At 63.8% G+C, this 14002-nt stretch carries 9 protein-coding genes and 2 tRNA genes; 3 read left to right on the plus strand and 8 right to left on the minus strand.

Annotation, left to right across the window (positions count from 1 at the left end; genetic code table 11):
• Nucleotides 1-109: 109 nt before the first annotated feature.
• The 5 genes from E8M79_RS11625 to E8M79_RS11645 form a co-directional block, all read right to left on the minus strand.
• Nucleotides 110-3943 carry a putative Ig domain-containing protein gene (locus E8M79_RS11625; RefSeq protein ID WP_137152055.1) on the minus strand — a complete coding sequence of 1278 codons (3834 nt, stop codon included), beginning with the start codon at nucleotides 3941-3943 and terminating at the stop codon, nucleotides 110-112.
• A 554-nt stretch (nucleotides 3944-4497) separates the two neighbouring features.
• Nucleotides 4498-4574: transfer RNA gene (locus E8M79_RS11630), tRNA-Asp, on the minus strand.
• Between the two features lie 262 nt (nucleotides 4575-4836).
• A tRNA-Val gene (locus E8M79_RS11635) sits at nucleotides 4837-4912 on the minus strand.
• 124 nt (nucleotides 4913-5036) lie between these two features.
• A complete protein-coding gene (locus tag E8M79_RS11640) occupies nucleotides 5037-5309 on the minus strand; it encodes an HU family DNA-binding protein (protein WP_137152056.1) in 273 nt (90 codons plus the stop codon).
• Between the two features lie 198 nt (nucleotides 5310-5507).
• Nucleotides 5508-6716, minus strand: coding sequence for a TCR/Tet family MFS transporter (locus E8M79_RS11645; RefSeq protein WP_137152057.1), 1209 nt, complete (start codon nucleotides 6714-6716; stop codon nucleotides 5508-5510).
• A 181-nt stretch (nucleotides 6717-6897) separates the two neighbouring features.
• Here E8M79_RS11645 and E8M79_RS11650 point away from each other — a divergent pair, with 181 nt between their 5' ends.
• Nucleotides 6898-7131: a hypothetical protein gene (locus E8M79_RS11650; RefSeq protein WP_137152058.1), complete on the plus strand. Its 234-nt coding sequence runs from the start codon at nucleotides 6898-6900 to the stop codon at nucleotides 7129-7131.
• A 9-nt stretch (nucleotides 7132-7140) separates the two neighbouring features.
• On the opposite strand, the gene tet(30) is transcribed toward E8M79_RS11650, so the two are convergent.
• On the minus strand, nucleotides 7141-8334 hold the full coding sequence (gene tet(30), locus E8M79_RS11655) for a tetracycline efflux MFS transporter Tet(30) (protein ID WP_137152059.1): 1194 nt from the start codon (nucleotides 8332-8334) through the stop codon (nucleotides 7141-7143).
• Nucleotides 8335-8422: 88 nt separating this feature from the next.
• On the opposite strand from tet(30), the gene E8M79_RS11660 reads away from it, so the two are divergent.
• A complete protein-coding gene (locus E8M79_RS11660; RefSeq protein WP_137152060.1) occupies nucleotides 8423-9070 on the plus strand; it encodes a TetR/AcrR family transcriptional regulator C-terminal domain-containing protein in 648 nt (215 codons plus the stop codon).
• Nucleotides 9071-9138: 68 nt separating this feature from the next.
• Here the strand turns inward: E8M79_RS11660 and lon are convergent, their stop codons facing one another.
• Nucleotides 9139-11574, minus strand: coding sequence for an endopeptidase La (gene lon, locus E8M79_RS11665; protein ID WP_137152061.1), 2436 nt, complete (start codon nucleotides 11572-11574; stop codon nucleotides 9139-9141).
• A gap of 327 nt (nucleotides 11575-11901) precedes the next feature.
• On the opposite strand from lon, the gene rocF reads away from it, so the two are divergent.
• The gene (gene rocF, locus E8M79_RS11670) at nucleotides 11902-12867 is read left to right on the plus strand and encodes an arginase (RefSeq protein WP_137152062.1); all 966 of its coding nucleotides are present in this window, start codon (nucleotides 11902-11904) and stop codon (nucleotides 12865-12867) included.
• Here the strand turns inward: rocF and E8M79_RS11675 are convergent.
• Nucleotides 12864-14000 (minus strand): citrate synthase, encoded by a 1137-nt coding sequence (locus E8M79_RS11675; protein ID WP_137152063.1) that lies wholly within the window; start codon nucleotides 13998-14000, stop codon nucleotides 12864-12866. The two genes, rocF and E8M79_RS11675, sit on opposite strands and share 4 nt — an antisense overlap.
• Nucleotides 14001-14002: the final 2 nt, after the last annotated feature.

A 14002-nucleotide genomic window follows, 5' to 3' on the forward strand; every position in this document is an offset into this window, starting at 1 on the left:
TCATGCCTGCGGCGGCGCCTTATGTCGCGATCCAGCGCGCGGAACGCAGCATCGCCGAGGAGCCATAATCCGGCTGCTATGGCCATGACGTCGCACAGGCCCGTGACCGCTAGAACCGACCGATAAGCCCCAATCTGGCGCCGACCGATCTTTGGCCGTCCCCCTCGACGTTGAAATTCACCCCGAGATCGATGTTGAGTGCCTGGCCGAGTTCGGCGGACAGTCCGGCGGAAACCTGCCCAAAGGCCCCAGAGCCGTGGCGCGCCGCAAAACCGGCCGTCGCGCCGAGCTTGGGCGTCAGCGACAGGCCGCTTTCAAGCAGGAATTGCCGGGCGATCTCCAGACCGACGCTGGCGCGCAATTGTTCACTGGTGAACCCTGGCAGGCCGATCACACCGCCCGTGCCGTTCGAAATGTCATAGTCGCGCACGGTCTCAGACAGATAGACAGCACGCAGCTTGGGCGTGAGGAACGTCACCTCATCCAGGCTCCAGCGCCCCATGATGGCGGTGTCGAACAGCCAACGGCTGGTGGCAAATGTGCCGCGCCAGAACTGGGTATTGATCGTGTTGCCCGAACCGCCATACAGCAGGCTCGTGTCCCAAAACACGTTTTCACCAAGTTCGAACGAGGCATAGGGGCCGGCCAGCCAGCCGTTGCCTGTCAGGGTCGTGTCCGGCCCACTTGGGTCTGTCATGCGGTCATAGTGAAATGAGAACCCCAGCAATGCCTTTTCTGTGAGCAGATAGTCTATGCCGGCCGAGACCGTTGCCAGGCTGCCCCACTTGCCTGCGTTCTGCGCACGGTTGTGGGCCCAAAAGGTCCCGTCGAGCCAGATGTTGAGAGGCGTTAGGTTATCCTGCGCCCGCCCATTGGCGGCATCGTCTGCGGCCTGCATCTGTGCAAGGCTGGTGGAAACCGCCATTCTTACCCCATCCTGCGCGGGTGCCATGCGCGCCGTGATCGGATCGATGGCCATCCCCATTTGACGGCGCTGTATCAGGCCGGGAACCTTGATGGTGGAGGCGATCATGCTTTGACGCGACTGCACAAACCCGGAAACCAGATTGTCGATGTCCTTGGCGACGGCCGCTGCTGAGAAGCCGACATTGTAGGTGACGGTGCCGGTATTGGAGATGCCCAGAGCACTGGTAAGACGGAAACCAACGCGCACCAGACCAGAATAGGCGGGGTTCGGGATGAACTTCAAATACCACCCCGTCGGTGTCGCGCCGCCGGACTGGGCAAACTCGCCATTGACGACCTTGACGGTGCCCGCATTGGGCGGCTCGACAAAGGTCAGGTCGCCAGACACGAAGGGACCGCCGGTCGCGCCAGCCGCCAGGTTGACGTTGGGTGGGCTCGAGCCGGACGGAACCGACACGACCTTGTTGTCGACCGTGACGGCCCGGGGTTTCACCTTCAACGTGAAGCTGGCGGTACCGATGACACCATTGTTGGCGCGAACCTGGATCGAAAAGGCATAGTCGCCTTCCGACGCAGCCGCGAGAGGCCCCGTGAGTTCACCCGTCGAGATATTCAGGGTCATGCCATTGGGCAGGCTGCCTGAAGTGAGGCTGTAGATCAGCGGCGCTACCGCGCCGGTGGCGGAAATGGTCTGGCTATAGGCCTCGCCAGCCATGGCCTCCGTCAGCGCTCCGCCACTTGGCGACAGGGAGAGCGCGACCGGCTGCGGCGCTATGGCCAAGCTATAGTTGGCCGATCCGGTCACGCCATTGGCGTCCGTGGCCGTGACAGTGAACGTCGCATTGCCGGCTGCAGTCGGTGTGCCGGAGATGCCGCCGCTCGCGGTATTGAGGCTCAATCCAGCCGGCAGAGAACCGGAGGTGACGGCATAGCCATAGGGCGCGGCACCGCCCGAGGCGGCAACCGACTGGTTATAGGCTGTGCCAGCTGTCGCCGAAGTCAGCGCGCCAGCCGATGGCGAGAAGGCGAGAGTTGGCGCCGAGACGGTGATGCTTACCATGGCCGGTGCGGACGTCCCACTGGCATTGGTGGCGGTATAGGCAAAGCTGTCGGTGCCGGAGTAGCCAGCGGTCGGCGTATAGGTGATGGCGGTCCCCGAAGCCGTGGCAGTGCCATGGCCGGCGGCCGTGGTTATCGCCACCGACGCAGCCGCGCCCCCGGTCAGGTTCAACGTAATCGCATTGTTCGAAGAGTTGGCGGCGACCGTGGCAGTGACCGCATTGGCGACGGGAGCCAGTAATGCCGCCACCGGCGTGACGCTGTTGGACGCCTGCGAGGCTGAGCCGGGGCCGACACCATTGGTGGCGACCACGCTGAACGTATAGGCCGTGCCATTGGTCAAGCCAAAGACGGTAATGGGGCTGGCCGAACCGGTTCCGGTGGCGCCCCCCGGGCTTGCGGTCACCGTATAGCCGGTAATCGCCGCGCCGCCATTGCTGGATGGCGCGGTGAAGGTCACACTCGCCTGGGCATCGCCAGCAGTCGCGGTTCCGATCGACGGCGCGCCGGGTGCCGTGGCAGCCACGGCCAGCGTATAGTTCGCCGATCCGGTGGCGCTGTTGGCATCGGTGGCCGTGATGGTGAAGGAGGCATTGCCGGCCGTCGTCGGCATGCCGGTAATGGCACCGGTCGAGGTGTTGAGGCTCAAGCCGGCCGGAAGCGTGCCTGCGGTAATGGCATAGGTATAAGACGCCGTGCCGCCTGAGGCAGCAATCGCCTGGTTATAGGCGGTTCCAACACGTGCCGCCGTCAATGCGCCGGCCGCAGGTGCGAAGCCGAAGGTCGGAGCCGTGACGGTGACGGTCACAGTGGCTGGCGTGGATGTGCCGCTGGTATTGGTGGCGGTGTAGGTAAAGCTGTCGCTGCCAGAATAGCCTGTCGTCGGCGTATATCGGATCGTGGTCCCCGACGCCGTGGCCGTGCCATGCGAGGCAGCCGCGCCGATGGCAACGCCCGAGGCCGCACCGCCGGTCAGGTTCAGCGTGATCGCATTGTTCGACGAGTTGGCGGCGACCGTGGCGCTGACCGCATTGGCGACGGGAGCCGGCAATGCCGCCACTGGCGTGACGGAGTTGGACGCCTGCGAGGCTGAGCCGGAGCCGACACTGTTTGTGGCAGTCACGGTGAAGGTATAGGCTGTGCCATTGGTCAGGCCCGTCACGGTGATCGGGCTGGCCGAGCCGGACTTGGTCGCACCACCGGGACTTGCAGTGACGGTATAGCTGGTGATCGCCGCGCCACCATTGCTGGCCGGGGCGGTAAAGGTCACCGTCGCCTCCGCGTCGCCGGCCGTCGCGGTGCCGATCACCGGCGCGCCGGGTGTGATGACGCCGCCAACCGAGCAGGTGATATTGAAGGTCAGCGTGTTGGCCTGGTTGCCCTGATTGTCGGCATCCAGATACACGGAAAGATATCCCGGCACTTCGCCAGCGACGAACGTGTGCGAACCCGACACATTGAAGTTGCCGCCATTGCGCGGGCTGTTGTCGGCCTCAACGATGATATCACCATTGGCGCCATAGCCGAGCGATATTGTGGATGAATTGCCATTCGGGCCATTGCCCGTCGAGGAGGCCGACACAGTGATTGTCTCACCCTCGGCCAGGCTGAAGAACTCATAGTTCTGAAGGCGGCGCTGACCATTGGCCGGCGCCCAGGTCTGTGACCCCAGGGTCGAATTGATGGCGGTACAATCGTTCGACAGCGCATAGGCGGGCGCAACGGCCAAGCTGACAGCCAGTGGAATGGCAAAGAGGGCGCCCAGAACAGTCCGTAGGACGCGGTTGTACCCGCCGGTACGGCCTGCCGTTGCCATGCCCAAGCTCGCCAGCGTAATCGCCAGCAGCCCGATAAGGCCGGTTTTCACCACTCTTGCCAGGCGCTTCAGCCAGATGCCAGCACAGTGCATCACCGTCGCCAGAAGACGCACACCATCAAACGCGTTAACGAAGCCCATTCTGCCTACACCAGCGCGATCACCGCAGAAACGGCTGATCGCGCCCCGCTCAAACTTGAACAAAGACGCCCGGTTAAATTCGACGGGCGAACTAAAAAATTATTATCTGTCAATGACTTACAGATTCGCAGGCGAGCTGTCTACGGCCCGCCGCTGGACCAGAGCCATAGCAAATGCGCTGGTCACAACGCTCCCGTTCGCGTCGTCGTTATGGAGCATGGCGATGAAAACGCCTCGAGAAAACCGCTGCGCCGGTCTCGAGATTGCGCGTGGTTGCCGCACGGGGCGCCCGCTTTATCGTATCGCTTCGACCTCGGCACATTGCGATATCGACAACAACGACAGTGCCGGAACGGCCAATACCATTGACGCCTCGGTCACAGGAGAATTCCCAATCGCGACATTGGGTCACAAGGCTGAGGCTGGACGACGAAGCGTGCGAGAAGAGGCGCAAGCGACACGCTGGCGTGCCGAACGATTTCAAACAACCGAAACTCGGTCAGCGCAGGAATTGAGACGTCTGGGGATCATTGCGCGCAAACCCTGAGAAAGGGTGGCGCGAGAGACGGGGCTCGAACCCGCGACCTCCGGCGTGACAGGCCGGCGCTCTAACCAACTGAGCTACTCCCGCAGCGGCGGATGAACTGGTCATCTGCGCAACGTGGGTGTCGTTTACCGACCAGCCATGAGCAAGTCAAGCGAGCAAATCCACATTGATGCGACATTTTCAAGAAACTGCAGCCAGCTGTGGAAAACCCCCATGGGATCAGCCGCTAGCACGCGAAACTTGATGTGTAACCTCAGAATCGCGCCGCCGCGCCGCAAACGCGCCTGGCGGTCACCACGGCCGCTGGGGGCACTGCGTTGGCGTCCGGCGCCACTGAGAGGAGAAATGGTGGGCGATGACGGGCTCGAACCGCCGACATCTTCGGTGTAAACGAAGCGCTCTACCAACTGAGCTAATCGCCCGCAGGGCATTGCCGCTGCAAGGTGGCCCTGATTAAGGGCCCTGCCCCAAGCCGTCAACCGGCAAAATGAAAGGCCCCGGCGCAAAGCGCACGGGGCCGATCAAAAAGTTCAAACAGAACCGATCTTAGTTGATCGCGTCCTTCAGGCCCTTGCCGGGCTTGAACTTGGCCTGATTGGAGGCCGGAATCTGGATCTCGGCGCCGGTGGCCGGGTTGCGACCGGTCGAAGCCTTGCGCTGCGACACGGCAAAAGTGCCAAAGCCAACCAGACGAACTTCGTCGCCGGCCTTGAGGGTGTTGGTAATAGCTTCAAACACTGCGTCAACCGCTTCAGCGGCCTGAGCCTTGGTAATCGTCGCTTTGTCGGCGACAACGCCAACCAGATCGTTCTTGTTCATTGCGTTTCCTCACAGTGAAGTGCCCGCCCTCGCTGGCGAACTTTAAAACGCGGCAACCCTTGGTCGATTCTGGACCAAACGCAAGGATTTCCGGGCTTGAGGCGAGGCCGGACGGTACAAATGCGTTAATGAACCTGAAAAACCGGGCGAGCAAGTCCGGATTGTGCCCATCCCAAGGTTTTCCGGGCTTTTCCGCGCCTATTCCGCCCTATCGGCAGCCGGCGCCGTCTCGCGCGGCAAGCGGCCGATTCCCAGCATCAGCGGCAGCGCCAGCAGGTAGACGCCAATGGCCACCAGCCAGATCATGCCTGGCCAATCGGGCCGCACCACAAAGTAGATGGTGCTGAAAAATACCGGCCCGAACACCGCCGAAAGGCTCACCAGACTGGCCAGAACACCCTGCAGCTGCCCCTGCCGTTCGCCATCGACCTGGCGGGTGGTCAGCGATTGCAGCGCCGGCATGCCGATGCCACCCATGGCGAACACCGGCGCCATGGCAAACAGCACCCAGCCAAACGGGGTGAAGGCCAGTGTCAACATGGCGCCGATCTCAAAGGCCATGCCCAGCAACAGCGAGCGCCGCTCGCCCAGCCGCGCCACCACCGGTCCAGTAAGAAAGGCCTGCGCCAGCGCATGGAATACGCCGAACGCCCCCAGCGAGAGGCCGATGGTCAGCCCGCTCCACTGGAACACATCTTCCGAATAGACCGCCCAGGTGGTGCCATAGATGGTGCCGACGAAATTGAGGATGACGAACAGGCCCATCAGCGGGATCAGCGCCTTGAAGGTCAGCGCCCAACGCAGCGGCGTGAAGGGGTTCAGCGTATCCAGCGTGATCTTTCCGCCCGCCGCGCCCGGACGCGATTCGGGCAGCAGGAACAGCGCGACCGCGAAATTGGCGCCATTGAGCACGGCAGCGGCGATGAACGGCGCCCGCACCCAGAAATCGCCCAGCAACCCACCCAGCACCGGCCCGATGATAAAGCCGATGCCGAACATGGCGTGGAAATAGCCGAATCGCTTGGCGCGCTGCTCTTCGCTGGAAATGTCGGTGATATACGCAGTCGCCACAGCCATATTGGCGCTGCTGATGCCGGCAATGGCCCGGCCCAGCACCAGCATCCACAGATGCGGCGCAAAGGCCATGATGACATAGTCGATGGCCGCCCCAGCCAGCGACAGCAGCAGCACCGGACGGCGCCCGAAGCGGTCGCTGAGCACGCCCAGCACGGGCGAGAACAGGAACTGGCAGGCTGCATACAGTGCCAGCATCAGCCCCAGCATGGTCGAAATCTGGCTGGTATGGCCCACTTCGCGCAGCAGGGCCGGCAGAATGGGGAAGATCAGCCCGATACCGACGGCATCAAGCATGACCGCAGCAAGGATGACGACCAGGGGCTTGTTCACGGGGTTCTCTCCTCCGCCATCGCTGTGGCGGCTCTGGGGTAAGGCCTCCGCACTGCCTAGGCAAGAGCTGCAGCGCAGTCCCATTTGCCGCCTATCCCTGCCAAATCGTGGCAGCACCATTTGGCAGGCGGCGTCTGGCCGTGGGTGTGATAGGCCATAGCCTCAGAACCGCGAGGATTTCATGGTCGTTGCTTTTATCGTGCAGGGCTTTCAACTGAGGGGCCGCAAGCTGATGCCCGACCAGGCGCGCACCGCCAAGACCCGCGAAGACGCCATCATCCTGGCCGAACGCATGGCCACCAGCCGGGCCGGCGTCTTCTGCTTCTCTCAGGACGTCGATATCGAAACCGACACCTATGACGAACCAAAAGTCCTGCTGCGCCTCGGCCAGCTACCGCCCGGCCTGCCAGAGTAGAAGCCCCGCTTAGCCCGCAGATACCGCCCCCGCTTTGGACCGCTGAAAGGTGGCGAACAGTGGCGTAACGGCCAGATAGAGCCCTGCCCCGACAAGCCACACCGTCCCGATCCACACGGTCCGCGTCGAGAAGAACAGGGCCGTGGTCAGCACGGGCCCGACGATCCCGGCCAGGCTCATCAGACTGGCCATCACACCCTGCAGCTGCCCCTGCTGATCGTCCGAGACCCGGCTGGTCAGCAGCGACTGCAGCGCTGGCATGGCCACGCCGCCCAGCGCAAACAGCGGCGCCACGGCATAGCCCATCCAGCTCTGATCGGCGAAGGCCATTAGGGTATAGGCCAGCATGTCAAAGGCCACGCCGATCATCAACGTGCCCAGATCACCGAAACGGCGCGACAGCGGCCCGACCAGCAGCGCCTGCGCCAGAGCACTGGCCACCCCGAATGTGGCAAACGACAACCCCATGTGCACCGGGTCCCAGCCGAAGCGCTCGGCGCCATAGAGCACCCAGATGGTTCCGGGTACGGCCGCGATCAGCCCGAACACCACCGACACCACAACCAGGGGCAGCAGCGGCTTGAAGTTCCACAGCCAGACCAGTGGCGCCAGCGGGTTCAGCTCCTTGAGCGCAAACTTGCTGTCGCTGGCCTGCCGGCTCTCGGGCAACACGAACAGCGCCACAAGCAGGTTGATGCCGTTGAACAGCGCCGCCGCAAAGAACGGCGCCCGCAGCCACCACGCGCCCAGGACGCCACCAATCACCGGACCAATGATAAAGCCCGAGCTCATCACGGCGCCGACCAGGCCAAAGCGCTGCGCCCGCTGCTCGGCCGGGGTGATATCGGTGATATAGGCCGAGGCCACGGCCATATTGGCGCTGGTGATGCCCGCCATTGCCCGCCCGACGACAAGCACCCAGCCCACCGGCGACAGCGCCATCACCAGATAGTCGAGCAGCGTGCCTGCCAACGACAGCAGCAACACCGGCCGTCGTCCGAAGCGGTCGCTGAGCGCCCCCAGCACCGGCGAAAACACGAACTGCATCACCGCATAGACTGCCAGCATGAGCCCAAACAGCAGGGCGAAATCGCCATCACCGCTCACCTGGGCCAGCAGGTCCGGCAGGATGGGAATGATCAGCCCGGCGCCGATAGCATCCAGGACAACGGTGGCAAGAATGACGATCAAGGCCTTGTTCATCAGGACCTCCTAAAGTACTTTATCGGTGATAAATTCACTTATCACCGATAAGCGCTTTATCAATGATAAGTCAAGTGAGGATTCAGGCATGGCCATTGATCGTGACCATATTGTCGAGCAGGCGCTGCAGCTGCTCAACGAAGTGGGCATCGACAAATTCACCACCCGCAAGCTGGCTGAACGGCTGGGCGTGGCCCAGCCAGCTCTCTATTGGCACTTCCGCAACAAGTCGCTCCTGCTCGACGCCATGAACAGCGCCATGCTGGCGCGCTATCATGTGCATCGCCTGCCGGCCCCCGGTGAAGACTGGATGGCGTTCACCCTGGCCAATGCGCGCAGCATGCGCCGCACCTTGCTGGCGGTCCGCGACGGCGCTCGTCTCACCGCAGGCACCAGGCCGTCGGCGCCCGAATTCGCCGACACCGAAAAAGTGCTCAAGCTCTACTGCGATGCCGGTTTCTCGCCCGAGGATGCGCTCAACATCGCCCTGTCGCTCGCGCGCTACGTGGTCGGCTATGTGCTGGAAGAACAGGGCGAGCGTGAGCGCAACGACCTGGACGCGGCTGAAGGCGGCGATCTGGCGCCCGAGCTGGCGGACTTCCCGCTTCTGGCCGAAGGCGCCAGGTCGCTGTTCGAAACCGGAACGGTCAACACTGAAAAGGCCTTCGAAAGCGGCCTGCACTATTTTGTCGACGGTATTGCCCTCAGCCTGAAGTCCAGGACAGGGCAAACCTAGGCTGACGATCCCGCAACAAAAAACGGCGGCCCATGGGGGCCGCCGTTTGCATTTCAAAGCGCCGCTGCTTAGTGCGGCAGGCCGGTGGTGGTGTCTTCGCCGGCCGCTTCCACCGTGGTGGAGACGGCGGGTGTGGCTTCATCGAAGTTCCATTCGATGGGCTCGGGCTTGCGCACCAGGGCGCGCTCGATCACCTGGTCCATGCGGCTCACCGGCACGATCTCCATGCCGTCCTTGACGATATCGGGGATCTCGGCGAGGTCGCGGACGTTCTCGGCCGGGATCAGCACGGTCTTGATGCCACCGCGGAGGGCCGCAAGCAGCTTCTCCTTGAGGCCGCCGATGGGCAGCACCCTGCCCCGCAGCGTGATCTCGCCGGTCATGGCGACATCATTGCGCACCGGGATACCGGTCATCACCGAGACGATTGCCGTGGCCAGGCCAATACCAGCCGACGGACCATCCTTGGGGGTGGCGCCTTCGGGCAGGTGGACATGGATGTCGCGCGTGTCGAACATCGGCGGCTTGATACCGAAATCGATCGACTTGGAGCGGACATAGGCCGTCGCGGCAGTCAGCGATTCCTTCATGACTTCCTTGATGTTGCCGGTGACCGTCATGCGGCCCTTGCCCGGCGTCATCACGCCTTCGATGGTCAGCAGCTCGCCACCCACCGATGTCCAGGCCAGCCCCGTCACCAGGCCAACCTGCGCCTCGGCTTCGATCTCACCATGGGTGTAGATGTCGGCGCCCAGGAACTTGGTCAGCTTCTCTTCGTCGATGACCACGGTCTTGACCTTGGTCTTGACGATCTCGGTCACGGCCTTGCGCATCAGCTTGCTGATCTCGCGCTTGAGGTTACGCACGCCCGCTTCACGGGTGTAGCGCTGGATCAAGGCGGTCAGCATCGCATCGCTCAGCTCGAACTCGCCATGGGCCAGCCCGTTTTCCTTGAGCGTTTCCGGGATCAGGTGCTGCTTGGCGATCGCGTGCTTCTCCTGCTCGGTATAGCCGGACAGGCGAATGATCTCCATGCGGTCCATCAGCGGGCCGGGAATGTTCAGGGTGTTCGAGGTGGTCACGAACATCACGTCGCTGAGGTCATAATCGACCTCGAGATAGTGATCGGCGAAGGTGTGGTTCTGTTCCGGATCCAGCACCTCAAGCAGCGCCGAAGAGGGATCGCCACGGAAGTCCTGGCCCATCTTGTCGATTTCGTCGAGCAGGAACAGCGGGTTGGACTTGCCCACCTTCTTGAGCGACTGGATCACCTTGCCGGGCATCGAGCCGATATAGGTGCGGCGGTGGCCACGGATTTCGGCTTCGTCCCGCACCCCGCCCAGCGCCATGCGCACGAACTCGCGGCCTGTCGCCTTAGCGATCGACTTGCCCAGCGAGGTCTTGCCGACGCCCGGAGGACCAACGAGGCAGAGGATCGGCCCCTTGAGCGTGCCGGTACGACCCTGCACGGCCAAATACTCGAGGATGCGTTCCTTGACCTTTTCGAGGCCATAGTGATCCTCATCCAGAACCTTCTCGGCCAGGACCAGGTCACGCTTGACCTTGCTCTTCTTGCCCCAGGGCAGGCCCAGAAGCGTATCAAGATAGTTACGCACCACCGTGGCTTCGGCCGACATCGGGCTCATGGCCTTGAGCTTTTTCAGCTCGGCTTCCGCCTTGGCCTTGGCTTCCTTGCTCAACCGGGTCTTGGCGATGCGCTCCTCGATCTCTTGGATCTCGTTGGAGCCCTCTTCGCCGTCACCCAGTTCCTTCTGGATCGCCTTCATCTGCTCGTTGAGATAGTATTCGCGCTGCGTCTTTTCCATCTGCCGCTTGACGCGGCTACGGATGCGCTTTTCCACCTGCAGCACGCCGATCTCGCCTTCCATCAGGCCAAGAATCTTCTGGAAGCGCTCCACCACCGACACGGTGGACAGCAAATCTTCCTTCTCGTGGATCTTGATCACCAGATGGCTGGCAATGGTGTCGGAGAGCTTGGATGCGTTCTCGATCTGGCCGACAGCCGCAACGACCTCGGCCGAGATCTTCTTGTTCAGCTTGACGTAGTTCTCGAACTCATTGACCGCCGAACGCGACAGCGCCTCGACCTCGGTGGCATCTTCCACCGGCTCGGGCAAGGGCGAGGCTTCCGCCTCGAAATAGTCCACGGTCTGCAGATAGCGATCAATGGTCGCGCGGTTCAGCCCCTCGACCAACACCTTGACGGTGCCGTCGGGCAGCTTGAGCAGCTGCAGAACCGTGGCAATGGTGCCAGTTTCATAGATCTGGTCGGGCGCAGGATCATCGTCCTGCGCATTCTTCTGCGTCACAACAAGAATGTGCTTGTCGTCGCGCATGACCTCTTCAAGCGCCTTGACCGATTTTTCACGGCCCACGAACAGCGGCACGATCATGCCGGGGAAAACGACGATATCGCGCAGCGGAAGCACTGGGTAAACGCGATCCCGGCTGGATTCGCCGCCTGTGGGATTGACGTCCGTCATCTCGTATCCTTTCCGGGGCGCGCGGAGGAAAGGTGAGGTGCGCGCCCGTAGTAGACAGCTCCAAACATCAAGGCTGGGCTGATTCCGGTTAATAAATAGGTCCCCCCGGGGCCGCTGCAAGTCAACCTCCCGGTAAAAGTGACGGTTAATGTGACAGTGCACACAAGATATGTTCCAGGGGCCAGGAACAGCCATGTGCCTTGGCTGCACACTGCATGCGGGGCACTGCCAACGCCTGTCGCGACAGCGGCACAAATCGGGCGCAGGAACAGCCTTGCCCCGCCGCCGCATTTGGTGATCATCGGGCCCAGACACAAGGATATCAGCATGAGCAGACCGCGCCGCATCGACCTCTTCGGCATCCCGACTTCAGCCGGCGCCTCGGTGCGCGGCTGCGGCATGGGACCGGCGGCCATGCGTGTGGCGGGCCTGGCCGACACGCTGGCGGCGTTGGACCACGCGGTCACTGACCATGGCGACCTGGCCGCTGGCATTGCCGCCGCCGGCGAGCGCGCAGCCACGCCTGACGAGCGTCTGGTCACCGTGCTGGCCATGGCCGCACAGAGCCATACAAGGGGGCTGGAGAGCCTTGCCAGCGGCGCCCTGCCCGCCTTCATCGGAGGCGACCATAGCCTCTCCATCGGCACGCTGGCTGGCGTAGCGGCCCATTGCCGGGCCAATGGTCGGCCGCTGCACGTGCTCTGGGTCGATGCCCATGGCGATTTCAATACCCCGGCCAGTTCGGAGACCGGCAATATCCACGGCATGCCGCTGGCCCTGCTCTGCGGCGAACCGGACTTCGGCCCCGACTACAATGGGCCCTGGCGCGATGTCGTGGACCCGCGCAACGTTACGGTCTTTGGCGCCCGCTCTATCGACCGGCCCGAGCGGCAATTGCTGGAGCGCCGCGGCGTCACCGTCATCGACATGCGCCAGATCGACGAAATGGGCGTGGTGGCCCTGATGCGCGACGTGCTGGCCAAGGTGACGGCGGCCGGGGCGCATCTGCATGTGAGTCTGGATGTCGACGCGGTCGACCCGGCCATTGCCCCCGGCGCCGGCACGCCGGTGGCGGGCGGCCTGACCTTCCGCGAGGCGCATCTGGCCATGGAGATGATCCATGACAGCGGCGCGCTGGGCTCGCTCGATATCGTCGAGCTCAACCCCTATCTCGATCACGCGGGCATGAGCGCCCGCCTGCTGGTCGATCTGGCGGCGAGCCTGTTCGGCCGGCAGATCATGCCGAGACAGACCGTGCAGGACGGCATCAGCGAGGCGCCGACCGCCGTCTAGCCCCCAGCGCCCGGGCCGACATACTGCGCCCGGGGCCGGATCAGCTGGCCGCTGCCGGCCTGCTCGATGCCATGCGCCAGCCAGCCCACGCTGCGCGCCAGGGCAAACAGCACCAGCGGCGCCTCGTCCGGCAGACCATAGGCCTGCGCCAGTGCTGCCAGGGCGAAGTCGACATTGGGTGCATCCCCAGTAATGGCTTCTGCCGCCGCCCGAAAAGCCACGAAGGCCGGCGGCAGGCTGAAGCAATCGAGCAAGGCCGCGCAGCGGATATCGCCCTCAGGATAGAGCGGATGGCCCATGCCAGGCACGGCGCGCCCCTCGCCCAGCCAGTCGCGCAGCGCCCCCTCGGCTCTTTCAGCCTCGGTGCCGATGTCTTCGGCGAGCGCCGTCACGCTGCGCGACGCCAGGCCGTGCCGGGGACCATTGAGCGTCGCCAACCCGGCCAGCGCCCCGGCCCACAGCGACGCCCCGGTAGAGACCGCCACCCGCGCCGCAAAGGTCGAGGCATTGAGCTCATGGTCGGCCAGCAGCACCAGGCTGCGGCGGATGATGTCGGCAGCCTCCGGCCGCTGCCAGCGCTGCGCCAGCCGCGCATGCAGCGGCATGGCCGCATCGCCGGGACCACACAGCGACCCGGCGACCGCCCCCAGTACGGCGCCCGCCTGCTGACCCAACGCAGCCGGCCCCAGCACTTGCCCCACCGGCTCTGCCGCCCCCGTCGCCAGCGCCAGGAACGCACCGCGTAACCCGTACCCTGTCACTTGGTTAGCTGAATCGCGCAATTGGCACCGCATCTGCCATAGCAGATCGGCAGCACTTTCTAGCGTCGCCGTCTCGGCCAGCACCACGGCATCCATTCCGCGATAGAGCAACCGCCCGCCCTGAACCGTGGAGAGCCGCGTCGGCAGCACCGGCTCGCCCCAGTCGATGGCCGCCGCCGCCACCGCCTCCTGCTTCTTGCGGCCGGCGGCCCGCGTCGCCAGTCGGCGTACGTCGTCACCGCGATAGAGGCTCTTGCGGCTGTCGGCCGGGTCGCGCCGCGCCTTGATGCGGCCGCGGCTGACATTGGCATAGAGCGTCTGGGGCTGCGTCCCCAGCAGCGCCAGCGCCTCGGCGGCAGTCAACCAGTCCATGG

The sequence above is a fragment of the Devosia sp. FKR38 genome, from assembly GCF_005222805.1.
Lineage (GTDB): Bacteria > Pseudomonadota > Alphaproteobacteria > Rhizobiales > Devosiaceae > Devosia.